We start from the raw sequence: 24262 nt of genomic DNA on the forward strand, positions 1-24262 counted from the left end.
TCCGCTATAAAAAAGAAACTGATTCCGAACAGAGATCGTGATCCGATTTGACTGAGCAAAGCACACCCGGCGGCGGAAAGCTGCCTCCAGGCATCGAACCCATTTCCATCATGGAAGAGATGCAGCGGTCGTACCTCGATTACGCCATGAGCGTCATCGTCAGCCGCGCCCTTCCTGACGTCCGCGACGGATTGAAGCCGGTCCACCGGCGCATCCTCTACGGCATGTCGGAACTCGGCATCGACTGGAACAAGAAATACGTCAAATGCGCCCGTGTGACCGGGGACGTGATGGGTAAATTCCATCCGCACGGCAACTCGGCGATCTATGACGCGCTGGCGCGCATGGCCCAGGATTGGTCGCTCCGCCTGCCGCTGATCGATGGTCAGGGCAATTTCGGTTCGATCGACGGCGACCCGCCGGCGGCCGAACGTTACACCGAATGCCGCCTCGAGAAGGCGGCCCATGCGCTGCTCGACGATCTCGACAAGGAAACCGTCGATTTCCGCGACAACTACGATGGCACGCTGTCCGAGCCCGTCGTTGTGCCGGCGAAATTCCCGAACCTTTTGGTCAACGGCGCAGGCGGCATCGCCGTCGGCATGGCGACCAATATCCCGCCGCACAATCTGGTGGAAGTTATCAACGGCTGTATCGCCCTGATCGACAATCCGGCGATCGAACTGCCGGAAATGATGGAAATCATTCCCGGTCCGGACTTTCCGACAGGTGCCCTGATCCTCGGGCGGGCCGGCATCCGTTCCGCCTACGAGACCGGCCGCGGCTCAGTGATCATGCGCGGCGTCGCAGCGATCGAGCCGATGCGCGGCGACCGCGAGCAGATCATCATCACCGAAGTTCCCTTCCAGGTGAACAAGGCGACCATGGTCGAGAAGATCGGCGAGCTGGTGCGTGAAAAGCGTATCGAGGGCATTTCCGACCTGCGTGACGAATCCGACCGCCAGGGTTACCGGGTTGTCGTCGAGCTGAAGCGCGATGCCAATGCCGACGTCATCCTCAACCAGCTCTATCGCTACACGCCGCTGCAGACCTCCTTCGGCTGCAACATGGTGGCGCTGAATGGCGGCAAGCCGGAACAGCTCGCGCTGCTCGACATGCTTCGCGCCTTCGTCTCCTTCCGCGAGGAAGTGGTTAGCCGGCGCACGAAATACCTGCTGCGCAAGGCTCGCGAACGCGCCCACGTCTTGGTGGGGCTTGCGATCGCGGTTGCCAATATCGACGAAATCATCCTCCTGATCCGCCGCGCTCCCGATCCGCAGACGGCGCGCGAGCAGTTGATGACCCGTCGTTGGCCGGCTCAGGACGTCGATGCGCTGATCCGCCTCATCGACGATCCGCGCCACAAGATTAATGAGGACGGCACCTACAATCTGTCCGAGGAACAGGCCCGCGCCATCCTCGAGCTCCGTCTCGCCCGCCTGACGGCGCTCGGCCGCGATGAAATCGGTGACGAACTCAACAAGATCGGCGCCGAGATCAGCGACTATCTCGACATTCTGTCGTCGCGTCTGCGCATCCAGACGATCGTCAAGGACGAACTCGCCGCCGTGCGCGATGAATTTGGCACCCCGCGCCGTTCGCAGATCCTTGATGCCGGCCTCGAAATGGACGACGAAGATCTGATCGCCCGCGAGGACATGGTCGTCACCGTTTCGCATCTCGGTTATATCAAGCGTGTCACGCTCGGCACCTATCGTGCCCAGCGTCGCGGCGGCAAGGGCCGTTCCGGCATGGCGACGCGCGACGCGGATTTCGTCACGCGCCTGTTCGTGGCCAATACCCACACGCCGGTACTGTTCTTCTCCTCGCGCGGCATCGTCTATAAGGAAAAGGTCTGGCGCCTGCCGATCGGCACGCCGCAGTCCCGCGGCAAGGCATTGATCAACATGCTGCCGTTGGAACCCGGCGAACGCATCACCACGATCATGCCGCTGCCCGAGGACGAGGCAACCTGGGATAACCTGGACGTCATGTTCTCGACCACTCGCGGCACCGTTCGCCGCAACAAGCTGTCGGACTTCGTGCAGGTCAACCGCAACGGCAAGATCGCCATGAAGCTCGAGGAAGAGGGCGACGAAATCCTCTCCGTCGAGACCTGCACCGATCAGGACGATGTGCTGCTGACCACCGCGCTCGGCCAGTGCATTCGCTTCCCCGTCGGTGACGTGCGTGTCTTTGCCGGCCGCAATTCGATCGGCGTGCGCGGCATCACGCTCGGCGACAGCGACCGCATCATCTCCATGACCATCGTCGGCCATGTGGATGCGGAGCCTTGGGAGCGCGCGGCCTATCTCAAGCGTTCGGCGACCGAACGCCGCGCCGCTGGCGTGGACGAGGAGGACATCGCTCTCGTGGGTGAGGAAGTCACCGAAGAGGGACAGCTCTCCGATGAGCGTTACGAGGAATTGAAGGCACGGGAACAGTTCGTGCTGACGGTTTCGGAAAAAGGTTTCGGCAAGCGGTCGTCCTCTTACGACTTCCGCACATCGGGCCGCGGCGGCAAGGGCATCCGCGCCACCGATACGTCCAAGACCGCGGAGATCGGCGAACTGGTTGCCGCCTTCCCGATCGAGGACAACGACCAGATCATGCTCGTGTCCGATGGCGGCGTGCTGATCCGCGTGCCGGTCAACGGCATCCGCATCGCCAGCCGCGCCACGAAGGGCGTCACGATCTTCTCGACGGCGAAAGATGAGAAGGTTGTTTCGGTCGAGCGTATCAGCGAGCCGGAAGGCGACGAAGAGAACGGCAATGGTCTGCCGGAGGAAATCGTCAGCGAGACCGGTGATCTCGGCGCCGCCGCTCCGGAAGCCGGCCCGACGGATGAGGGTGCGGCCGAATAGGCCGCATTCCCCCTAAAAACCGGGCACACTAAAAAGCCGGAGGATGAAAATCCTCCGGCTTTTGTTTGAACCGCTTGCGACGGGAAAGTCTGTGAAGGCGGTTCGCTACAGTGAAATCGTCAGAATGCGCTGTGACGGCGCGAGAAATCCCTGAAATCCTTCATGTCGGCACGTTCGCGCCGGAGCTCGGAAATCGTTGAGGCCACGGAAGCCACGAACATGATGCTGATCAAACCTGCAAGTACTGTCAACGTCACGAACATGGGAATCCTTTCTGGTCCGTGTATCCGCCTCAGTAGTACGAGAGATCGCTATAACGACCCGTTACCTGCGGATAATTCAGATCTGCCAATTGGGATTTATCTTGATAAAGGGTTACTGTTGCCGTCAGCATCACCGCAATCATGGCCGTCCAGACCAGGTTGATCATGGTGATCTTGTCCAGCATGATCGTTTTCCTTCTCGCGATCATCGCCATCTGTCCTTCTTGTTAGCCTGAACGCGCACCGCGCAAACAGGTTCCACCGCATTTTGAGAGATACTTAACCTTGTCGCTCTGAAGCCTCCTTGAATGCTCTGTTCATCTGGCGTTCAGAATTCGAAGTCTTTCAGGCTTCTTCCGGTCCGAAGGCGACAACGAAAGCCTCCAGTGCAAAAGCGAGAACCACGGCTCCCATCACCATCAAAGCCAGCATTTGTCGTCGTTTCTCCCGAGATACGGACGGGTCTTTCACCCGCCACGATCGTCATAAGACCACAGGGCCGCTGAAACGCCCTTGAACGGGCCATTCATCTTTCGTTCAGAATTGCGAGATGCTTGCGGTAGAGCGGCTTCCGTGACAAAAGGCGTCAAAATTTCGCTGAAACAGGCCCGGACCTCGGCATGACCACTGCTTTTTATCCCGGTTCTTTCGATCCGATGACCCACGGCCATCTGGACGTACTCGTCCAGGCGCTGAATGTCGCGGACACGGTGATCGTCGCGATCGGCATTCATCCAGGCAAGGTGCCGATGTTCACCTTTGAGGAGCGAGCCGAACTCATCAGGGCGTCGCTTGCAGAGGCGCTGCCGGATAAGGCGGGCCACGTTTCGGTCGTTTCATTCGACAAGCTGGTGGTCGACGCCGCCCGCGCCAACGGCGCCGGCCTTCTGATCCGCGGCCTGCGCGACGGCACCGATCTCGATTATGAAATGCAGATGGCTGGCATGAACCGGCAGATGGCACCGGATATCCAGACTGTTTTCCTGCCGGCCGGCACCGCCTCGCGGCCCATTACGGCCACATTGGTCCGGCAGATCGCGGCCATGGGCGGCGACGTCAGCGCCTTCGTGCCTGCCGCGGTCCTCAAGGCCCTGAACAACAAGCTGAAACGCTGATCGTTTCCGAACCCCGGAGATCTTTCCATGAAACTGCTTCGTCTTGCCGTTGCCGGCGCTTTCGCCCTCGCTTCGATGGTCCTGCCGGCTCTCGCCGCGCCCGATGATTTCCTGACCATCCAGCTGAAGGATGGCCCTGTGGTGATCCAGCTGATGCCGGAAGTTGCGCCGAAACATGTTGCGCAGATCAAGGCCCTTGCCGCCAAGGGCGAATACGACAATGTCGTCTTCCATCGCGTCATCAACAGCTTCATGGCCCAGACGGGCGACGTGCAGTTCGGCAAGCAGGGCGGCAAAAGCTTCAACCCGGCTCGTGCCGGTATGGGCGGTTCTGAAATGCCCAACATTCCGGCCGAATTCTCGAAAGTGCCGTTCGAGCGCGGCATCGTCGGCATGGCGCGTTCGCAGGATCCGAATTCCGCAAACTCGCAATTCTTCATCATGTTCACCAAATATCCGAGCCTGGACGGCCAGTACACGGCGGTTGGCAAGGTCGTGTCGGGCATGGAATTTGTCGACAAGATCAAGCGTGGCCAGGGCGGCAATGGCGAAGTCACCGATCCCGACAAGATGATCAAGGTCACTGTCGGCAAGAAGTAAGCGCCCAAAAGGCGAAGAACTAAACGAAGGGCGCCCAGTCGCGGACGACAATCGGGCGCCGAATTAAGGAGAAAGCATATGGCCGAGATCAAGGATCCGGAAAACACCCTCATCGTGGAAACCACCAAGGGCAAGGTTGTCATTTCGTTGCTGCCGGACCTGGCGCCGGGCCACGTCGCCCGCGTCAAGGAGCTTGCCCGCGAGAAAGCCTATGACGGCGTGGTTTTCCATCGCGTCATTCCCGATTTCATGGCCCAGACAGGCGACGTGAAGTTCGGCAAGCAGGGTTCCGAGAGCTTCAACCCGGCCCGCGCCGGCATGGGCGGCTCGGAAAAGCCGGACCTGAAGGCTGAATTCTCCGCCGTTCCGCATGTGCGAGGCACCTGCTCCATGGCCCGTTCGCAGAGCCCGAACTCGGCCAATTCGCAGTTCTTCATCTGCTTCACCGATGCACCGTGGCTGAACAAGCAGTACACCGTCTGGGGCCAGGTCATCGAAGGCATGGACTTCATCGACCAGATCAAGAAGGGCGAGCCGGTCAAAGATCCGGACTCGATCGTCTCGGTCCGCGTCGCCGCCGACGTCTGATCTCGACGGAACGAATGGCCCGCTCCGTCTGTCGGCGGGGCGGGCTTCGCTTTTTTGGAAAATCCATGCGCGTCGATCTCTTCGACTTCGATCTCCCGGACGAAAATATAGCGCTGCGGCCCGCGAGCCCGCGTGACAGCGCCCGGCTGCTCGTCGTCCGGCCGCAGAGCGAACCGGTGCTTGCCGATCACCGCGTGTCCGATCTGCCGGGTTTTCTGAGACCGGGCGACGCGCTGGTCTTCAACGACACCAAGGTCATACCGGCGCAGCTGGAAGGCATCCGCCACCGCGAAGGAGCGGGCGGCCAGCAGGTTTCCGCGACGTTGCACATGCGCGTCGCCCCCGATCGCTGGAAGGCCTTCGCTAAGCCGGGAAAACGCATCAAGATCGGCGACCGGATCGAATTCGGACATGGCGGCAGTGCCTGCCTGATCGGTTCGCTTGCCGCAACCGTGGAAGACAAAGGCGAGGGCGGCGAAGTCACTCTGCGCTTCGATCTTTCCGGCCCTGCACTCGACGAAGCGATCATGGCGGTCGGGCACATTCCGCTGCCACCCTATATTGCCGCCAAGCGCCCGGAAGATGCGCAGGATCAAAAGGATTACCAGACCATCTATGCCCGCGAGGAGGGCGCCGTCGCGGCTCCGACCGCCGGCCTGCATTTCACGCCGGAGCTTTTCGCGGCACTCGACGCCGCCGGCATCGAACGGCATTTCGTGACGCTGCATGTCGGGGCAGGGACTTTCCTGCCGGTCAAGGCGGACGACACGACCGGGCACAAGATGCATCAGGAGATCGGCCATGTCAGCGCCGAGACAGCCGCACGGCTGAATGCGGTGAAACGCGCCGGCGGGCGCATCGTCTGCGTCGGTACCACATCGCTGCGTCTGATCGAGAGCGCCGCTGCCGATGACGGCACGATAAAACCCTGGAGCGGCGCGACCGGCATCTTCATCACGCCGGGATACCGTTTCAAGGCGGTCGATATGCTGATGACCAATTTCCACCTGCCGCGATCGACGCTGTTCATGCTCGTTTCGGCCTTCTGCGGTCTGGAGACGATGCGGGCGGCCTACGCCCATGCGATCGAAACCGGCTACCGCTTTTATTCCTATGGCGATTCCAGCCTTCTTTTCCGGGACAACCGATGACCGAGACTTTCCAGTTCAATCTCAAGGCCACCGATGGCGGCGCGCGGCTCGGTGAGATCACCATGCCGCGGGGCACGATCCGCACCCCGGCCTTCATGCCGGTCGGCACGGTCGGCACCGTCAAGGCCATGTATCTGGACCAGGTGCGCGACACCGGCGCCGACATCATCCTCGGCAATACCTACCACCTGATGCTGCGGCCGGGCGCCGAGCGCGTCGCCCGGTTGGGCGGCCTGCACGAGCTGATCCGCTGGAAACATCCGATCCTCACCGATAGCGGCGGATTCCAGGTCATGTCGCTGTCGGGCCTTCGGAAGCTCGACGAAAAGGGCGTCACCTTCAAGAGCCACGTGGACGGCAGCCTGCATCACATGTCGCCGGAGCGTTCGATCGAGATCCAGGGCCTGCTCGGTTCCGACATCCAGATGCAACTCGACGAATGCGTGGCGCTGCCTGCCGAGCCAAAGGAGATCGAACGGGCGATGGAACTGTCGCTGCGCTGGGCCGAGCGCTGCCGCGTCGCTTTCGGCGATCAGCCGGGCAAGGCGATGTTCGGCATCGTCCAGGGCGGCGACCAGCCGGAATTGCGCATCCGCTCCGCCGAAGGCCTGAAACAGCTCGATCTGAAGGGGTATGCGGTCGGCGGGCTCGCGGTCGGCGAGCCGCAGGACGTCATGCTGAAGATGCTCGAAACGACGCTTCCCGTTCTGCCGTTCGAAAAGCCGCGTTACCTGATGGGCGTCGGCACGCCGGACGACATGCTTAAATCGGTGGCGCGCGGCATCGACATGTTCGATTGCGTGATGCCGACCCGTTCGGGCCGTCACGGGCTCGCCTTCACCCGCCGCGGCAAGGTCAATATCCGCAATGCCCGCCATGCGGAGGACATGCGGCCGCTCGACGAGGAATCGAGCTGCCCGGCCGCCCGCGATTATTCCCGCGCCTACCTGCATCATCTCGTGCGCGCCGACGAAGCGCTCGGCGGTATGCTGCTCTCCTGGAACAACCTGAACTATTATCAGGACCTGATGAAGGGCATCCGCCAGGCGATCGCCGAGGGCCGGTTCGCCGATTTCTATGCCGAAACCCAGGAAATGTGGGCGAAGGGCGATATCGATCCCGTCTGATCAAACGGGCGTCAGATACCCTGGCTGGCGGTGTTGCGGATCATCCGCACGCCGTTGACCTTGTAGGATCCGTCGTCCATCAGCCGCATCTCGTAGATGGCAGTCCAGTCCTTGCCTTCCCTGGCGCTGATCATCACTTCCTGCAGCACCACTTCGCCGCCGCCGATCATCTTCGAGCGGCCGAAGGCATAGTTGCCGGCATGATAGACCGGCTCGTAGGTTTTCCGCACCATATCCAGGAACCGGTCCTTGTTGGGATAGAGACTGCGGATCCCGGGCGAGGCGAAGGAATAGGCCTTTTCCGCATCGTCATGCATCAGCGCGGCGATCTGGCTGGAAATCACCGCCTGGGCATTGGCGACCGGATCCTCGGCCTTGACGGCGGTAAGGGAACAGAGAGCGAAACACAGAACGACGGCAACATATCGAACCAGCATCGGGCTTTCTCCAAGGGCGAGCACCAGAAGGCTAGCGCCTTTAGGCGCAAGGAGAAGATGGCGCCTGCAAAATTTTTGCGCAACGCCTTTCTGGAATGCAAACGAATCCGAACGATTACAGAATGATGACGTGTCGAAGCGCGCCCTGCCGTTATCCGCACGTTTTCGTGATATTCCGCCTGTGGGTTGCGCAAGGCAGCGTCCCGTTATCGCGGCTTGTCGGTATCCACCGACGCTGTCAGGAATGCGGCGGGAAGTTTGATTCGCCCGGACATGCATTTCGATGAAAAATCTTTTACCGCCGGCGCTGCTTTATTTCAGCAATGCCATCCTCTTCATTTCGCTGTTCACGCGGTTGCCGGCGATCCAGGCGTCGCTGGGAATCGACAAGGCCGGCCTCGGTCTGGCCCTGCTGAGCGCGCCTGTCGGTACCTTTCTGGCGTTGCCACTGGCCGGCCGCATCAACGACCGTCTGACGCCGCGGCTGACGGCGCTCGTCACCTTGCCGATCTGCGCCCTGCTGACGCCGGCGCTGACAATCCTTCCGGTCGCCGGGTTTGTGATCTGTTTTTTTCTCTTCGGTTTTTTCCGCACCATTTTCGACGTGGCTGCCAACATGATTTCCGCCGGCATAGAGCAGCGAACGGGTCGGAAGGTACTGTCCCGCAGCCATGGTTTCTGGTCGGTCGGCCTGCTGGCCGGCTCTCTTTGTTCGGGCTTCCTGGCCGAAAAGGCGGTGACGCCCTTTGTGCAGCAGACGCTCGCCACCGGTTTCGTCATCGCCGCCTGTTTGTTCGTCTTCTGGGTTACCCCCAAAGACCCGGCACCGGAGACGCCGCCCGATCGCAAGGGATCTACCTACGTGCTTCCCGACAGGACGATCGTGCTGATCTGCATCATGGTTTTCGGCCTCTGCATCGTCGAGGGCGCGGTTTATGACTGGGGCATCTTTTTTCTGCGCGAACAACTGAAGGCCGACCCGGCGATTGCCGGCGTGCTTTATGCTGCCTTTACCGTCGGCATGGGGCTGACGCGGCTTTCCGGCGACATGCTGCGGGATAGTTTCGGCTCCATAATCCTGGTGCGTGCCTCGGCCGTTTCCGTCGCTCTTGGGATTGTACTCCTCGTGGCGATGCCGAGCTTGACACTTGCAGGCGCCGCACTTTTTCTGATCGGTTGCGGCGTGGCGCTGGCTTTTCCGCTGGCAGTCTCGACGACGATCGCGCGTGGCAAGGGCAGGCCGTCGGAAAACCTTGCGGCGCTGTCGCTGACGCTGATGCTGTCGACGATCGGCGTGCCGCCATTGCTCGGCTTCATCGCCGAGCATGTCAGCCTTGTCGCGACCTTCCTGGTATTGCTGCCCTGCGTGCTGGTCAGCTTCCTGATGGCGCCCGTCGCCGAAGGCCGCCGCCCGTCCTGGCCGCGGCGGCGGAGATAGCCCCATCGGACTAGCCTGCGGGCCCACCGGACTAAGCCTGTGGGAAAGGCTGGCAGGGGCATGACCCTGCCCATAATTGGCCATAACAGTGGGCGAGGGGTTGAGACCACTGGCCTTAGCCGTTAGACAATGAAATCGGATTTGCCGAAAACAGGTGACACTGTGATCGACCCTTATGAGATGCTTGGTGTTTCGCGGGAGGCGGATGGCGTTGCCATCAAGTCGGCCTATCGCAAACGCGCAAAAACGGTTCATCCGGACGCCGGCGGCGACGTCGATGCGTTCGGAAAGCTGACGGCATCCTACGAACTTCTTTCCGATCCCGTCCGCCGCAAGGTCTACGACGACACCGGTTACGACCCGGAACTCGCCGATACCAAGGATCTGCAGGGGCTGATGATTCTCGAAACGCTGGTCAACGAGATCATCCTCGATGAGCGCGAGCCGGGCAGTTTTGATCCTGTCGCCGCCATGCGCCGCAAGCTGACCGACAAGATCGTCAACGCCCGCTTCCATATTCTGGAGATGGAGCGCCATCGCGCCCGCATCCGCAATCATATCGATCGCATCGGCCGCAAGCCTAACACGGACGTCCTGGGACGCATGCTGAAATCCCGCTGCGTCGCGATCGACGACGCGATCGGCAAGGCCGAGACCGAGATTGGCAATATCGAGCAGGCCTATGGCATGCTGGATGGCTATTCCTACGAGGTCGAGGTGATCGAGATCAAGACCGCGGCGGAGTAGGCGTACAGCCGGTCTTGACACCCAATATAGCTTCAAGACATAGCTTCAGCCCATTCAATCCAAAGGGTTTTCGATGGCGTTGACCATACGTGAGGCCGTCCGCGAGGATGCGGCGACATTACTCGGTTTCATCCGCGAGCTGGCGATCTACGAAAAAGCCGAGCACGAGGTCGCGGCGACCTCCGAGACGATCGGGAACTCCATTTTCGGCACCGGATCGGTGACCCATGCGCTGGTCTGCGAGCAGGACGGCGTTCCCATCGGCATGGCCATCTGGTTCTTCAGCTATTCGACCTGGCAGGCGAAGAATGGGCTTTATCTCGAAGACCTGTATGTGACGCCGAAGGCGCGCGGGCTCGGCGCCGGCAAGGCGCTGCTGAAACGGCTGGCGCAGATCGCCGTCGAGAACGGTTGCGGCCGTTTCGAATGGAGCGTCCTCGACTGGAACGAGCCGGCGATCCGCGTCTACGAGGCAATCGGCGCCGAACCGATGACCGAGTGGATCCGCTACAGGCTTTCCGGCGAGACGCTGAAAAGCTTTGCCGAGGGCTGATAGAGCAGGTGAGGTTGACGCTGGACCCGCGACCGTTATAAAGCCAGCGCACTGGAAGAGTGTCCGAGTGGTTTAAGGAACCGGTCTTGAAAACCGGCGTGCGGGAAACCGTACCGTGGGTTCGAATCCCACCTCTTCCGCCAGAACCGCCGATTCTACGCCATGGCGCGATATTCTGCGCGATGGCTACGCAAGCGCCGCCGAATGCCGCATCAGCGGAAGCGGGCAAGCATTTCGGTCGTCTTTTCCCACAAGTGTCGCCGTGCTTCTTCGCTATCCGCTGGGGCAACAGGTGTTAGCAGGCGCGCGTTCTTCGCCGAGACATAAGCCCCGGTCTGCTTGCCGAACGCCGGATCGGTAGCCAGCCCTACGATGGCCCCCGCGCCGCGCTTGGGATTGCCGATGCCAAGCCAGTTCAGCACCGTGGCGAGCGGGCGAGCGAAGCTCAGTTCACGGCCGAGACCGGTGACGTTGAAGCCCGGACACAGGCAGTTGACGGCGACCCGCGTCCCGTCGAGTTGCCGGGCCAGTTCGAGGGAGAACATGATGTCCAGAAGCTTGGTGCGGCCATAGATCCTCGATGATCCCCGCGCGGTGAAGGGGGCGATGTCGAGCAAGTCTTTTTCGATATCGAGGCCGCCACTCTGGCGCGAAGCTTCCGAGCCAACGGTGACGATCCGCGATGGCGCAGAATGCACGAGGGTTTCCCGTAAGGTATCCGTCAGCAGCCAAGTGGCGAAATAGTTGACGGCGATCATTTCCGCATAACCGTCCCTGGTGACGCGCTGCTCGAAGGCGTGCAGTCCCGCATTGTTGATGAGCACATCTATGCGCGGATGCTGCGCAGCAATGGCCTTGCCGGTCATCACCACGGCCGCCAGGTCGGAGAAGTCGACGAAATGCACATCGACCGGCGTACCGGGCGCGACTGCCTCGATCGCGGCGCAAGTCCGGTCGGCCTTGGCCTTGCTGCGCGCGGTGAGGATGAGGTGCGCGCCGCGTCGGGCCAGGTCCAAAGCGGCGAGTTGCCCGATGCCGTCAGTGGCGCCGGTGATGAGAATTATTGGTCGAGCGGACATAGGCACAGCACCATCTGGTTGGTATATATCCATCAATCAAATTGGTGGACAAATGTCCACTAAATTTCCTTGTGCGGCCTGTTGGAGGATGGAAATGAGCAAGACGCGTAAGGAGCTTGCGACAGAGCTGGGCAGCGAGCTGAACGCCCTGCTCGTGGCCTCCCGCACCGTCATGGCCGCTTCGGCCGCTCGGTTTCATCCTGATCTTCAGCCGGCCGCGTACCAACTTGCCGCCATGCTTGCCAGCCAGGGTCCCACAAAGGCCGGGGGCCTCGCGGACCGGCTCGGTATGGACAAAAGCGCCGTCAGCCGGTTGGCAAAATCCCTTTGCGACAACGGGCTGGCGGACACTTCGGCTGATCCGGACGACGGGCGGGCGATCGTCTATAGCCTGACGGACGCGGGCCATAACGGAATTCAAGCCGCGAACGCGGTCAAATCCGACGCGTTCTTTTCGCGCATGGATGGGTGGAGTGATGCCGAACTCACTCTGTTCATCGGTTTGCTGAGGAAGTTCAATCGAACTTGAAAGACAAATGGCAGCGCGGGCATTACGAGGCCAACCACACGGTATGGCCACCGAACTTCGTTCAGTGGCCATCGAGAAGTCGACAAAATGCGGCGTTAGAGGGCTATAGCGTACACGTAGTGCTCATCTTCGTCGGGTGTGGCCCGCCATCTGCTGATTGTCCGCGCTAAGCTCGATATTCTGCGCAGCAGCTACATCGCACTCCGATCACCATCTGGCTATTATCATACGGCGGTCTGGGATAGACAGTCCAACATCCACTGGACACCAAACCGATCGGTGAGTTTGCCGTAATAGCTCCCCCACGGCTGCACCGCCAGATGTGTGGTAATCTCGCCGCCATCGGCAAGCGCCGTGAATAATCGGTCTGTCGTGGCGCGATTGTCGAGGATGAGCATGTGCGCGGAGCCTCGCATCGGCTCGGCATCGTGATTGTCCGAGGCGAAGAACAGAAGACCCGGTCCCTCGAAGCGGGAGTGCATGACTTTGCCGCGCATACCTTCACAGGCGAGCGGCACTCCGTGGTCGCCGTGACGCATGAGCGCCGTGACCCGACCAAGGCCACATCTGGTATAGAAGTCGAGCGCTGCTTCACACTGGGTCGTGAAAAAGAGATAGTTGGCAAGCTGCATGGCATGGCCTCCAATGAGATACCAGACCGCGAAATCTTCGCATTTCGCAGTCCGGCCTTGAGGAATTTAGAGATGCGAAACGCTATAGGGGGACACCAGTGCCCGCTATGGCCTCGATCAAACTGGCATTGTCGTAGCTGCGGCCGGCGATGCCCCAGGCTCCTTCGGGAGCGTAGACTATGTTTGACCAGATATGTTCACGCTTCAGCCGTCCCCCGGCCGCCTTTTCGACGATATCCGTTGCCTTCTCGATAAAAGCGCTTTTCGCCTCAGGCGTCGCCAGGGCGATCTCGGGGAGCTTAAGTTCGACAAAAGCTGCTGCCACCACCTTGCCACCGGCAAGTACATGTTCCTTCGGCAACACGTTGATCGAGCCGACGATGTTGGCCGTCATGAAGGCATTCCCGGTCAGACCCGAGACTTCGAGAATCGCGTCTGCTAGTCCGGAAAAGGCCTCGGCCTGCGCTTGTGGCGATAGCAGGCCTTCGGGCACGGTGAGCGTAATGGGCATGGAGTTCTCCTCATTTGAACAGGAAAGGCATTTGATATATACCGAATGCTCTCTATTCATAAACACCGATCACTCTTTATTCAAGCGATAAAGAGAGATCACTCTCAATGAGGACGGCATGCGCTACAGCCCGGAGCATAAGCAGGAGACCAAATCGAAGATCGTGGCGGCGGCGGGCCGGGTTTTCCGGAAGGAGGGCTATGGCGGCGGCGGCATCGAAGCATTAACCAAGGCCGCTGGCGTGACCAACGGCGCCTTCTATGGGCACTTTAAGTCCAAGAGCGAAGCTTTCCGCACCGCCGTGCTGTCAGGCTTGGAAGAGTTGCGGCAAGGGATTGCCGCGCTCAAAGGCAGCGAACAGACAAACTGGCTGACGACCTTTGTGGGATTCTATCTTGGTTACAAACGGACCTGCGATCTTGGCGAAAGCTGTGCCTTGCCGAGCCTGTCCACCGACGTGATGCGCGCCGATGACGATACGCGCGCTGCTTATACGGCAGAGCTGAAGCGTCTCGTCGAAGAGGTCGCCGCAGGGTTGCCGGAGAATGATGCTCCAAGCACGTCCGCCGGTTCGCGAAAAGATCAGGCTATCGTCCTGCTCGCCATGCTCAGCGGAGGCGTTACGCTTGCCCGAGCCGTATCGGACCCGGAGTTGTCGAACCGCATCGCCCACCTCGTAGGGCAGGCAGCGTTACGCTTGGCCGGCCCGAAGGCGTTGGACAGCGCGCATTCAGGTTCTGCCGACCATTGAAGTTGTGCGGCGTTAGAGGGCTATAGCGTACATGTCGTGCCCATCTTCGTTTGTTGGCGTATCACGACACCGCGCAGCGATAGCTTACCTCTTGTCACCGCGGCTCCACGGATAGGCTCAGGTAGGTCGGATCGAATTCCGCCACCTCCTGCAAGCGCTCCCAGTCGAGAATGGTGATCGTCTGGTTGGACCAGGAGATCAGGCGTTCTCGCCTGAGCGTCTGGATGACGCGGTTCATGTGGACGAGCGACAACCCCAGCACATCGGCCATCTCACCCTGCGAGAGCGGAAGGTGAAAGCTCCAGCCGTTGGTGCGGCGGACCACTCCCAGCCGGACATAGAGTTCGCAGAGAATGTGCGCGAGATGCGAGACTTTGGAGCGCCGCCCCATGGCGACGATCCAGGCACGGTGGATGGAGCCGTGGATGAGCGTATCGAGCCACAACATGCGGGTCAGGTGCGGATGCTGTTCCGTCACCTGCTTCAGGTCTGAATGGTCGCAAAGGCTGACATGGCACGGGGAAAGCGCGACGACGCCGTGGTCCATGGTTTTCAGCAGGAAGGCATGCAGGTCGACAAAATCCCCGGCGACGTGGATTGCCGTGATCTGCCGCATGCCTTCCGCCGTCAATTTGTATCGGGCAGCGAACCCGTCGACGAGCAGGCTGCTGTAGCCAGGCCTCGATCCCTCCGCGACGAGATCCTCTCCCGCCAGAAAACGCCTTTCACGGCCGACGATGCGCCTGAGAATGTTGCGCTCTTCATCGGTAAGAACGTCGTGCTGTTCGAGGTTGAGAAGTAGAGAGTCGATCACGGTTATCCTCGGCGGGGCATCAATATCGAGGTAAAGAACGGATGAGGAGCCTATATAGATCCATCGGAAAGACTGCGCCCTGGACGGGAACAAATGCCCGCAAAGGAAATTCGGACGACAAATACTCAGGGCAGTGAGCATGGCATGGCGCGATACTTCTTCGATTTGATCAATGGTGACGGACCTGTGCGTGACAATGAGGGTCAGGAAATATCCACCCGCGAGGAGATCAGCCGGGAGGTGAGCCGAATCTTGTCGGACATCGCCCGCGAGGAGTTCCCCGAGCGCGGGAAGGGGGCGATCTCGATCGAAGTCCGCAACGAACATGGGCAGCCGGTGTTTACCGGGCGTCTGTCGTTCCAGACGCAGTGGCATGATGAACCGGAACTCTGACTACGTAACGTCGAAGTTTATTCGGGGGTAATCTTGGTTTCAAAGCGGTCTTTATTTACGCATCATTAACCCTATTGAATAGAATTTTATCTATGTGTCCAATTTCACTCGCATTTTCGCCACGTTGCCGGCAAAAGTTCATTTCCATTAAGTCTGCGGCATAGGGGTATGTCTCGGATCGGTTCAATGGCTGCGAAAAGCGGCGCGGTTACGAGACCGTTTGCGGCGTATTGCAGTGAAGGCGGCATGGGACGGATGAGTTTGGGTTTGAGTGGCGGCAAGCTTTCGCTGGGTGCGAAATGGCTCGGGATGACGATGGTCTGCGCGGGGATGGCATCCTGCGCCACGACCGAGGCACCGAAGTCGAAACCCCGCAGCAAAGAGTATTTCTCCGAAAAGGAATATGGCGTTAAGGCGAGCCCGCGCGTGGTCGGCGACGGCCGGCCCGTGCCGAAGGGCGGCGGCCGGTTCATGGTCGGCCAGCCCTATGAGGTGAAGGGCCAGACTTACGTTCCGAAGGAAGATGCGAATTACAACAGGAGCGGTCTCGCCTCCTGGTACGGCTCGGCGTTTCACGGTCGCCTGACTGCCAATGGCGAAGTTTACGATAGCGACCACCTGTCTGCAGCGCATCCGACTTTTCCGCTGCCGAGTTATGCCCGCGTGACCAATATCGACAACGGCACCTCGGTCATCGTCCGGGTCAATGACCGTGGCCCGTATCATCCGGGCCGCATCATCGACGTTTCCGACAAGACGGCCGAGATGCTCGACATGAAGCGGATCGGCACGGCTCACGTCAACGTGCAATATGTCGGCCGCGCCCGCATGGACGGGAAGGACATGCCGTTCCTGATGGCGTCCTACATCCGCAAGGGCGATCGCATGCCGTCGATCCGGCCGGAAGGCCAGATTGCCACGGGCGTCATGGTCGCGTCGAACCAGACGCTGGGTGACCAGCTCCAGAGCTACGGCTCGGCCATGCCGCGTCCGATGGCGCTGGCCGGCCGGACACCGAGTGGCCCGGCGCCGGTATCCGCCGCGCCAGAGGCCTTCGAGGCCTTCGAGAATTTCTCGACATTGCCGCAGGTCGGTCCGCACCCGATCGAGCGGCCGGTTGCTGGCGGCGTTGCCGCCGTGCAGACCCGCCAGGTTGCGTCTTCCTATCCGGTCGAAGCTCAGGCAAGGCCCCCGCAGGGGCGGAGCCTGGAAACCGCCTACGCGTCGGCGCCCCAGGCTAAAACTCCGCAGGTCATGTTCGGCAACATGGTGCTGGAAGGCCCCAAGGCCGCTCAAAAGCCCGTGCGCTAACGCAAGGGCGATTGCCGGGTGCAATCGCCGCTGCTACGCATGGTGCGGAACGGTTCGTGGGGTGATCATGCGGCGCCTGCTGATTCTTCTTTGCCTGGTATCGCTGCAAGTATTCCTGCAAGCCGGCTTGCTTTCGGAGGCCGTCGACGCGCAGGAACCGCCGCCCGCCTTCGTGACCAAGGCGAAGCAGATCTATATGGTCGAGGCGAAGACCGGCACGGTGCTGCTCGCCTCCAACGAAAACCAGGGTTTCCCACCGGCGTCGCTTGCCAAGCTGATGACCATGGAAGTGGTCTTCAGTGCGTTGAAGCGCGGCGAGATCAGCCGCGACACGATCTTTCCGGTTTCTGAATTTGCCTGGCGCACCGGCGGGGCGCCCTCGGGCACCACGACCATGTTTGCGGCGCTGAAATCCCAGATACGCGTCGAAGACCTCGTCAAAGGCGTCGTCGTCCAGAATGGTAATGATGCCTGCATCGTGCTGGCAGAGGGCATTTCCCATTCCGAACGCGAATTTGCAGCCCGGATGACGGCGCGCGCCAAGGATCTGGGTCTCGGCCGGTCGGTCTTCGGCAATTCCACCGGCCTGCCGGACACGGAGAGCCGCACGACCGCGCGCGACCTCGTCGAACTCTCCCGCCACATCTTTCGCGAATACCCGGAATTCTATCCGATCTACGCGCAGCCGGATTTCACCTGGAACAAGATCTTCCAACGCAACAAGAACCCGCTTTTTTCGCTCAATATCGGCGTTGACGGCCTGGGCGCCGGTTTTGCTGAAGGTTCGGGTTATGCCCTGGTGGCATCGGTGGCACGCAACGGCACGCGGCTGTTCCTCGCCATGGGTGGGCTTGCGAGCGACAAGGAACGGCTGGAGGAAGCGAAAAGGGTGCTCGAATGGGGGCTTTCCTCCTTCGAAACCAAGGTCCTGTTCAAGCAGGGCGAGGTGATCGGCCAGGCGAGCGTCTATGGCGGTACGACGGGTCATGTGGATCTCGTCGCCAAGGAACCGGTCGATATCTACCTGCCCGCCAATAATCCCGACCGCCTGTCCGGGCGAATCGTCTATCGGTGGCCATTGCGGGCTCCGGTAACCGAGGGCCAGGATGTCGGCGTGCTGAGGATTTCGGCAGGCGACCGGGTGGTGCGGGAAGTGCCGCTGGTAACCGCCAAACCGGTCGGAACGGGCAGCCTCGTCAGCCAGGCGACGGATGCGTTGCTTGAACTGATGTTCTTCTGGCTTTGACAACACGATGTTTCGCAGCGCACCCTTATGCGTTATAAGCTGACCTAAAATGAGTGCGGAAAGACGCGTGGCAGAACATTCCGGATTGTTCGTAACTTTCGAAGGCGGCGAGGGGGCTGGCAAATCCACCCAGATTCGCCGGCTGGCGGATCAGTTGCGCCGCCGCGGCCATGATGTGCTGATGACGCGGGAGCCAGGGGGCTCGCCGGGAGCAGAAGCCGTGCGCCATGTCCTGCTTTCGGGTGCGGCAGAAGAGTTCGGTGTGCGGATGGAGGCGATCCTGTTTGCCGCTGCCCGTAACGACCATGTCGAGGAGGTGATTCGCCCGGCGCTTGAAAGCGGCGCGGTCGTGCTCTGTGACCGGTTCATCGATTCCTCGCGTGTCTACCAGGGCGTCACCGGCAATCTGGAACCAGATTATATCGAGGCGCTGCAGCGGGTGGCGATCAATGGTGTGGTGCCTGATTGCACGCTGATCCTCGACCTGCCGGCCGAAGTCGGCCTGAAACGCGCCCGCAAACGCGGCGCCGACAGCGCGCCTGATCGTTTTGAGCGCGAGGAGATCGAGACCCACGAAAAGCGTCGCGAGGCTTATCTCGAAATCGCCGAGGCGGAACCGGAACGCTGCCATGTGGTCGATGCCGAGCGCTCCGAAGACGAGATCGCTGACGAGATTTTCGCGATCGTCGAGCCGCTGGTGCGCGAACTGAGCTTTACCCAGAAGAGCAGCGCGGAATCGGTCGGATGAGCGAGGAAACCGCCGGCATTCTGGAAGGCGCCGTGCCGCCGGCGCGCAATCCGCATCTTTATGGCCATCAGACCGCCGAGGATTTTCTGGCGCGCAGCTATCGTTCGGGGAAGGGGCATCACGCGATCCTGATCGAAGGACCGGAAGGTATCGGCAAGGCGACGCTCGCTTTTCGCTTTGCCAACCACGTGCTTTCGCATCCCGATCCGGCGACTGCACCCGATCATCTCACCGATCCCGATCTCAATTCGTCGGTCAGCCGGCAGATCGCCTCCGGCGCCTCGCACAACCTCCTGCATCTCGCCCGCCCGGTGGATGAGAAGACCGGCAAGACGAAAACGGCGATCACGGTCGACGAGGTGCGCCGAGCCGGGCATTTCTTCTCCCAGACCTCCGGCACCGGCAATTGGCGCATCGTCATCATCGATCCGGCCGACGATCTGAACCGCAATGCGGCGAACGCCATCCTGAAGATCCTCGAGGAACCGCCGCGTCGGGCGCTTTTCCTGGTCCTCTCCCATGCGCCTGGAAAATTGCTGCCGACGATCCGTTCGCGATGCCAGTCGCTCAGGCTGTCGCCGCTCGGTGACAGCGATCTTGCGAAGGCGCTCGCGGGTCTGGGTACGCCGCTTGACGGCGGCAAGATGGAAGAGATGGTGCTCCGCATGTCCAAGGGCAGCGTTTCCCAGGCGCTGAAACTCCTGAACTACGGCGGCACGGAGATCATCTCCGCCTTCGAGGAGGTGGTTGCGGCCGATGGTCCCACGGCCCGAAAGGCGATGCACCGGCTGGCGGATGTGCTGTCCGGCAAGGACAGCGAAGTGATCTTCGGCTTTTTCCTGGAGCACCTGGGCGATCATCTGATCGACAAAGCGCGCAACGCGGCCCTTGCCGGCGATCTACCAACGGCCGACCGGCAGGCAAAACTGGTCAGCGACATGACCGAGAAGATCACCATCGCGCAGGCTTACAATCTCGACCGCAAGCAGACTATCCTGTCGATCCTCGAAGCGGCGCGACGCTGAACTTTAAGGGCAGGGGCGGGAACCGCATAAGGAACTTTGTGTTTCGCATCAGCGAAACATGCGCTAAGAGCGGCATGATCCAAATCCAAGTGCCCGAGTGCCCCCGATGTCCGATAAGACACCCTATTACATCACCACTGCGATTTCCTACCCGAACGGCAAGCCGCATATCGGCCATGCCTATGAGTTGATCGCGACGGATGCCATGGCGCGCTTCCAGCGCCTTGACGGCAAGGATGTTTTCTTCCTGACCGGCACGGACGAACACGGCCAGAAGATGCAGCAGACGGCGCGCGCCGAAGGCATTTCGCCGGAAGCGCTGGCCGAGCGCAATTCGGGTGAATTCCGGGCGATGGGCAAGCTGCTCAACGCGTCCAACGACGATTTCATCCGCACCACCGAGCCGCGCCATCACGAGGCCTCCAAGGACATCTGGAACCGGATGGCCGACAATGGCGACATCTACAAGGATACCTATGCCGGCTGGTATTCGGTACGCGACGAAGCGTTCTATGCCGAGGACGAAACGTCGGTCCGCGATGGCGTCCGCTATGGGCCGCAGGGAACGCCGGTGGAGTGGGTGGAGGAGTCCAGCTACTTCTTCAAGCTCTCCGAATACGGCGACAAGCTACTGAAGCATTACGAGGAAAACCCGGATTTCATCGGCCCCAACGAGCGCCGCAACGAGGTGATCTCCTTCGTGAAATCCGGCTTGCGGGACCTGTCGGTATCGCGCACCACCTTCGATTGGGGTATCAAGGTACCCAACGATCCGGCGCATGTCATGTATGTCTGGGTCGATGCGCTGACCAACTACATCACCGCAACCGGCTACATGGAAGACCCGAACGGCCCGCGCGCCAAATACTGGCCGGCGGACGCGCATATCATCGGCAAGGACATCATCCGCTTCCATGCGGTCTATTGGCCGGCCTTCCTGATGTCGGCCAGGCTGCCGCTGCCGAAGCGCGTCTTTGCCCACGGCTTCGTGCTGAATGCCGGCGAGAAGATGTCGAAGTCGGTCGGCAATGTCGTCGACCCATTCGAGCTTCTGGAGAAGTTCGGGCTCGACTACGTGCGCTATTATCTCTGCCGCGAGATTTCCTTCGGCCAGGATGGCAATTGCAACGATCAGCTGATCGCCACCCGCGTCAACGCGGATCTGGCCAACGGCATCGGCAATCTTGCGAGCCGCTCGCTGTCGATGATCGTCAAGAATTGCGACGGCCATGTTCCGGAACCGGGCGAGCTTACCGACGCCGACAAGGAACTGCTTGCTGCCGCCGACGGACTGATTGCCGTCTGCCGCGAGGAAATGGACAAGCAACTGATCAACCGCGCTCTTGCGGCGATCATCGGTATCGTTTCCGACACCGACCGTTATTTCGCGGCGCAGGCGCCGTGGGTGCTGAAAAAGACCGATCCGGCCCGCATGGGCACGGTGCTCTACGTGGCGGCGGAAGTCGTGCGCCAGATCGCTATTCTGCTGCAGCCCTTCATGCCGGACTCGTCGGCCAAGCTGCTCGATCTCGTGGCTTCTCCGGCCGATAAACGGGATTTTGCGGCACTCGGCGAAGCCGGTCGCCTGAAGCCCGGCACGCCGCTCGAAGCGCCGACGCCGGTGTTCCCGCGTTACGTGGCGCCGGAAGCGAGCGCATAAGGCCTTATCCATGCTGATCGATACCCATTGCCACCTGGATTTTGCCGATTTCGCCGAGGAGCGCGACGCAATCGTGTCGCGCGCCCACGAGGCCGGCGTCGGCCAGATGGTGACGATTTCGACGCGGGTTCGAAAACTCGACGGGCTGCTGGCACTCACCGAGCAATATCCGTCGGTCTTCTGCTCGGTCGGCACGCATCCGAACAATGCCGGCGAGGAACTGGACATCCAGACCGAAGACCTGGTGCGGCTTGCCGATGCGCATCAGAAGATCGTCGCGATCGGTGAGGCCGGGCTCGACTATTTCTACGACACGCAGACGCCGGCCGACCAGAAGACCGGGCTGATCCGTCATATCGCCGCCGCCCGGGAAACCGGTCTGCCGCTCGTCATCCACAGCCGCAGCGCCGACGAGGACATGGCCGAGATCCTGACGACCGAAAGCGGGAAGGGGGCCTTCCCCTTCATCCTGCATTGCTTCTCCTCGGGCGCAGACCTTGCCCGCATCGGCGTCGAACTCGGCGGCTACGTCTCGTTCTCCGGCATCCTGACCTTCCCAAAATCGGAAGACCTGCGCGCGATCGCCAGAACCGTGCCGCTTGACCGGTTGCTGGTGGAAACCGACGCCCCGTATCTGGCGCCAAAACGCTGGCGCGGCAAGCGCAACGAGCCGTCCTACGTGGTCAACACGGCCGAAGTGCTGGCTGAATGCATGGGCGTCAGCTACGAGGAAATCGCCAGGATCACCACGGAGAACGCGTTCCGCGTCTTCTCCAAGATGCCGAGGCTCTAACCTGTGGCGAGGTATCGGCGCCGTTTCACCATCCTCGGCTGCGCGTCGTCGCCCGGCGTGCCGCGGCTGAATGGCGACTGGGGCGCCTGCGATCCGACGAACCCTAAAAACCGCCGCACGCGCGCCGCCTTCATGGTCGAGCAGATCGCGCCCGATGGCGGCGGCACCGTGGTGGTGGTCGATACCGGCCCCGATTTTCGCGAACAGATGATCGCCGCCAAGGTGCAGCGGGTTGATGCGGTTCTCTATACCCACGCCCATGCGGATCATCTGCACGGTATCGACGACCTGCGCGGCTATTTCATCCTGCAGCATCATCGCATCCCGATCTATGCCGATGCGTTCACCATGGAACGGATTCGCCAGGGTTTTGGCTATTGCCTCGAAACCCCGGCGGGCGGCAGCTATCCGCCGATCGTCCGGCCGTTCCTGATCGAGGCCCTTGAAGAGCCGATCGTCATCGATGGGCCCGGCGGGCAGATCCGTTTCCTGCCGCATCTGCAGGTCCATGGCGACATCCATTCGCTGGGTTTCAGGATCGGTGACGTGGCCTATTGCAGCGACGTGAGCGACTTTCCGCCTGCAAGCATTCCCAGGCTCGGCGGGCTTGATACGCTCATCATCGATACGCTGCAGTACAGATATCATCCAAGCCATCTGTCGCTCGAACAGGCGCTCGAATGGATCGCGAAATTTTCCCCGAAGCACGCCATCCTGACGCACATGCATCTTCCGCTCGACTACGACACGGTAATGGCGGAAACGCCGCCACATGTCGAACCGGCCTATGACGGCCTGACGTTCGAAGTTGCCGTCGATCTCTGATCGCCGCGGGGTTATGGAGTGACCAAGAAACCCAGGTTTGCTGGGCTTCTTGTAATTCAGTTAGTTCCATAATCTATCTTATGCGATCTTTGTGTGTGGTCGGGAACGTTATCAGCATACTCCCGTTCCCTCCTGCTGAAGATGCCCGGCGGCTGTCTTGGTCGTTTGGCACAAGTCGTCAAGCTTGGTGCAAGCCAGCGTCCCTACCGTCGACCTCACCCGGAATGATTCCGGTTCAGATTGAGGACAATGATATGTCGAATGAAGCCAATACCCACCAGCCGTCCGAACAGTCTCTTGCGCTGTTCCTTCAGGACAACGACGCCGACAAGCTGACCGATATCCTGGTCGAGGCGCTCTATGAAGCCTTCCGCATTCTCGAAGACGAAGTCCGCCCCGAAACCTTTCACTAAATCTTGCCGCGCCGTTCGAATGCCGGGCCATGAAGGCCTCTAGCGCCAGGACGTCGCGAAAAGCACTGCCATCCCGTCATCCTCATGCAGCGGCAACGAATGCCTCTAGCGGTGCCGCAGCAAAGTCGAACCCAACAGTCCGCCTTCCGCCTGCCAGGGCTGCACCTTACTTCACGAAGTCTTGTGTTTGGCAGAGGAACCCGGTTGCCGTATGGCATCGGCCACTTCCAACGGATTCTCCCATCATGTTCGCAAGCGCCACGCCCTTCCTCACGATCGGTCTTCTGATTCTGTCGAACGTCTTCATGACCTTCGCGTGGTACGGACACCTGAAATTCGAGAGCAAGCCGCTTTATCTTGTCATCATGGTGAGCTGGGGCATCGCTTTCTTTGAATATTGCGCCCAGGTGCCAGCCAACCGCATCGGCTACGGTTACTTCAATGCAGCGCAGCTGAAGACCATCCAGGAGATCATCACGCTCTCTGTCTTCGTGATTTTCTCGGTACTTTATCTTGGCGAGCCTATTCACTGGAAGCAGATCGTCGGCTTCGGTTTCATCGCGCTCGGATCCTTCTTCATCTTCACGAAATAACGCAGACGTCGGGAACCCGCGCACCGCAGATGGGTTCGGATCACCATGACGACGTC

27 protein-coding genes and 1 tRNA gene are annotated in these 24262 nt (G+C 60.7%); 22 read left to right on the forward strand and 6 right to left on the reverse strand.

Features of this window, described 5'->3' with window-relative positions; genetic code table 11:
* Positions 1-47 precede the first annotated feature (47 nt).
* On the forward strand, positions 48-2864 hold the full coding sequence (gene gyrA, locus RG540_RS08950) for a DNA gyrase subunit A (RefSeq protein ID WP_038586853.1): 2817 nt from the start codon (positions 48-50) through the stop codon (positions 2862-2864).
* Between the two features lie 292 nt (positions 2865-3156).
* On the opposite strand, the gene RG540_RS32345 is transcribed toward gyrA, so the two are convergent.
* Positions 3157-3312, reverse strand: a complete 156-nt coding sequence (locus tag RG540_RS32345) for a hypothetical protein (RefSeq protein ID WP_155414821.1) — start codon at positions 3310-3312, stop codon at positions 3157-3159.
* Positions 3313-3747: 435 nt separating this feature from the next.
* On the opposite strand from RG540_RS32345, the gene coaD reads away from it, so the two are divergent.
* The 5 genes from coaD (at position 3748) to tgt (ending at position 7708) form a co-directional block, all read left to right on the forward strand.
* Positions 3748-4242: a pantetheine-phosphate adenylyltransferase gene (gene coaD, locus RG540_RS08955; RefSeq protein ID WP_038586856.1), complete on the forward strand. Its 495-nt coding sequence runs from the start codon at positions 3748-3750 to the stop codon at positions 4240-4242.
* 27 nt (positions 4243-4269) lie between these two features.
* Positions 4270-4842: a peptidylprolyl isomerase gene (locus RG540_RS08960; protein ID WP_038586859.1), complete on the forward strand. Its 573-nt coding sequence runs from the start codon at positions 4270-4272 to the stop codon at positions 4840-4842.
* Positions 4843-4920: 78 nt separating this feature from the next.
* Positions 4921-5430, forward strand: coding sequence for a peptidylprolyl isomerase (locus tag RG540_RS08965; protein WP_038586863.1), 510 nt, complete (start codon positions 4921-4923; stop codon positions 5428-5430).
* Positions 5431-5495: 65 nt separating this feature from the next.
* Entirely contained in the window at positions 5496-6581 is a 1086-nt protein-coding gene (queA, locus tag RG540_RS08970; RefSeq protein WP_038586867.1) for a tRNA preQ1(34) S-adenosylmethionine ribosyltransferase-isomerase QueA, read from the forward strand.
* Positions 6578-7708 carry a tRNA guanosine(34) transglycosylase Tgt gene (gene tgt, locus RG540_RS08975; RefSeq protein WP_038586869.1) on the forward strand — a complete coding sequence of 377 codons (1131 nt, stop codon included), beginning with the start codon at positions 6578-6580 and terminating at the stop codon, positions 7706-7708. Before queA ends, tgt begins: the two co-directional genes overlap by 4 nt.
* Positions 7709-7719: 11 nt before the next feature.
* Here tgt and RG540_RS08980 read toward each other — a convergent pair whose 3' ends face one another.
* Entirely contained in the window at positions 7720-8145 is a 426-nt protein-coding gene (locus RG540_RS08980) for a DUF4864 domain-containing protein (RefSeq protein WP_038586872.1), read from the reverse strand.
* A 283-nt stretch (positions 8146-8428) separates the two neighbouring features.
* Here RG540_RS08980 and RG540_RS08985 point away from each other — a divergent pair, with 283 nt between their 5' ends.
* The 4 genes from RG540_RS08985 (at position 8429) to RG540_RS09000 (ending at position 11026) form a co-directional block, all read left to right on the forward strand.
* Positions 8429-9583: an MFS transporter gene (locus RG540_RS08985; RefSeq protein WP_038586875.1), complete on the forward strand. Its 1155-nt coding sequence runs from the start codon at positions 8429-8431 to the stop codon at positions 9581-9583.
* Between the two features lie 129 nt (positions 9584-9712).
* Positions 9713-10330 carry a J domain-containing protein gene (locus tag RG540_RS08990; RefSeq protein ID WP_038586878.1) on the forward strand — a complete coding sequence of 206 codons (618 nt, stop codon included), beginning with the start codon at positions 9713-9715 and terminating at the stop codon, positions 10328-10330.
* Between the two features lie 73 nt (positions 10331-10403).
* On the forward strand, positions 10404-10883 hold the full coding sequence (locus RG540_RS08995; RefSeq protein WP_038586881.1) for a GNAT family N-acetyltransferase: 480 nt from the start codon (positions 10404-10406) through the stop codon (positions 10881-10883).
* Between the two features lie 53 nt (positions 10884-10936).
* A tRNA-Ser gene (locus tag RG540_RS09000) sits at positions 10937-11026 on the forward strand.
* A gap of 69 nt (positions 11027-11095) precedes the next feature.
* On the opposite strand, the gene RG540_RS09005 is transcribed toward RG540_RS09000, so the two are convergent.
* The gene (locus tag RG540_RS09005) at positions 11096-11962 is read right to left on the reverse strand and encodes an SDR family NAD(P)-dependent oxidoreductase (RefSeq protein WP_038586884.1); all 867 of its coding nucleotides are present in this window, start codon (positions 11960-11962) and stop codon (positions 11096-11098) included.
* A gap of 94 nt (positions 11963-12056) precedes the next feature.
* Between RG540_RS09005 and RG540_RS09010 the strand changes: the two genes are divergently transcribed.
* A complete protein-coding gene (locus RG540_RS09010) occupies positions 12057-12491 on the forward strand; it encodes a MarR family winged helix-turn-helix transcriptional regulator (protein WP_157884601.1) in 435 nt (144 codons plus the stop codon).
* A 224-nt stretch (positions 12492-12715) separates the two neighbouring features.
* Here the strand turns inward: RG540_RS09010 and RG540_RS09015 are convergent, their stop codons facing one another.
* Together RG540_RS09015 and RG540_RS09020 are read right to left on the reverse strand one after the other, a co-directional pair.
* Positions 12716-13123: a VOC family protein gene (locus RG540_RS09015; RefSeq protein ID WP_038586890.1), complete on the reverse strand. Its 408-nt coding sequence runs from the start codon at positions 13121-13123 to the stop codon at positions 12716-12718.
* Between the two features lie 82 nt (positions 13124-13205).
* Positions 13206-13634, reverse strand: a complete 429-nt coding sequence (locus tag RG540_RS09020; RefSeq protein ID WP_038586892.1) for a tautomerase family protein — start codon at positions 13632-13634, stop codon at positions 13206-13208.
* Between the two features lie 118 nt (positions 13635-13752).
* On the opposite strand from RG540_RS09020, the gene RG540_RS09025 reads away from it, so the two are divergent.
* Positions 13753-14385, forward strand: a complete 633-nt coding sequence (locus RG540_RS09025) for a TetR/AcrR family transcriptional regulator (RefSeq protein WP_038586896.1) — start codon at positions 13753-13755, stop codon at positions 14383-14385.
* Between the two features lie 94 nt (positions 14386-14479).
* Here the strand turns inward: RG540_RS09025 and RG540_RS09030 are convergent, their stop codons facing one another.
* On the reverse strand, positions 14480-15199 hold the full coding sequence (locus RG540_RS09030; RefSeq protein ID WP_038586900.1) for a Crp/Fnr family transcriptional regulator: 720 nt from the start codon (positions 15197-15199) through the stop codon (positions 14480-14482).
* Between the two features lie 93 nt (positions 15200-15292).
* Here RG540_RS09030 and RG540_RS09035 point away from each other — a divergent pair, with 93 nt between their 5' ends.
* From RG540_RS09035 to RG540_RS09075, 10 genes are all read left to right on the forward strand, one after another.
* Positions 15293-15592 (forward strand): DUF6894 family protein, encoded by a 300-nt coding sequence (locus tag RG540_RS09035; RefSeq protein ID WP_407668883.1) that lies wholly within the window; start codon positions 15293-15295, stop codon positions 15590-15592.
* Between the two features lie 255 nt (positions 15593-15847).
* A complete protein-coding gene (locus RG540_RS09040; RefSeq protein ID WP_038593380.1) occupies positions 15848-16903 on the forward strand; it encodes a septal ring lytic transglycosylase RlpA family protein in 1056 nt (351 codons plus the stop codon).
* A 67-nt stretch (positions 16904-16970) separates the two neighbouring features.
* Positions 16971-18149 carry a D-alanyl-D-alanine carboxypeptidase family protein gene (locus RG540_RS09045; RefSeq protein ID WP_038593382.1) on the forward strand — a complete coding sequence of 393 codons (1179 nt, stop codon included), beginning with the start codon at positions 16971-16973 and terminating at the stop codon, positions 18147-18149.
* Positions 18150-18198: 49 nt separating this feature from the next.
* Positions 18199-18897 carry a dTMP kinase gene (gene tmk, locus RG540_RS09050; protein ID WP_304655747.1) on the forward strand — a complete coding sequence of 233 codons (699 nt, stop codon included), beginning with the start codon at positions 18199-18201 and terminating at the stop codon, positions 18895-18897.
* Complete coding sequence (locus RG540_RS09055; RefSeq protein WP_038586902.1) at positions 18894-19922, forward strand: DNA polymerase III subunit delta'; 1029 nt, start codon at positions 18894-18896, stop codon at positions 19920-19922. Before tmk ends, RG540_RS09055 begins: the two co-directional genes overlap by 4 nt.
* A gap of 106 nt (positions 19923-20028) precedes the next feature.
* Complete coding sequence (metG, locus tag RG540_RS09060; protein WP_038586904.1) at positions 20029-21582, forward strand: methionine--tRNA ligase; 1554 nt, start codon at positions 20029-20031, stop codon at positions 21580-21582.
* A gap of 10 nt (positions 21583-21592) precedes the next feature.
* Positions 21593-22375: a TatD family hydrolase gene (locus RG540_RS09065; protein ID WP_038586907.1), complete on the forward strand. Its 783-nt coding sequence runs from the start codon at positions 21593-21595 to the stop codon at positions 22373-22375.
* Positions 22376-22378: 3 nt separating this feature from the next.
* A complete protein-coding gene (locus RG540_RS09070) occupies positions 22379-23200 on the forward strand; it encodes an MBL fold metallo-hydrolase (RefSeq protein ID WP_038586910.1) in 822 nt (273 codons plus the stop codon).
* A gap of 254 nt (positions 23201-23454) precedes the next feature.
* Complete coding sequence (locus RG540_RS32835; protein WP_167551672.1) at positions 23455-23613, forward strand: hypothetical protein; 159 nt, start codon at positions 23455-23457, stop codon at positions 23611-23613.
* A 245-nt stretch (positions 23614-23858) separates the two neighbouring features.
* Positions 23859-24206 carry a DMT family protein gene (locus RG540_RS09075; RefSeq protein WP_038543032.1) on the forward strand — a complete coding sequence of 116 codons (348 nt, stop codon included), beginning with the start codon at positions 23859-23861 and terminating at the stop codon, positions 24204-24206.
* The last annotated feature ends 56 nt before the right edge of the window (positions 24207-24262 follow it).

Origin of the sequence: Neorhizobium galegae bv. orientalis str. HAMBI 540 (genome assembly GCF_000731315.1) — a bacterium.
Classification (GTDB): Bacteria; Pseudomonadota; Alphaproteobacteria; order Rhizobiales; family Rhizobiaceae; genus Neorhizobium; species Neorhizobium galegae.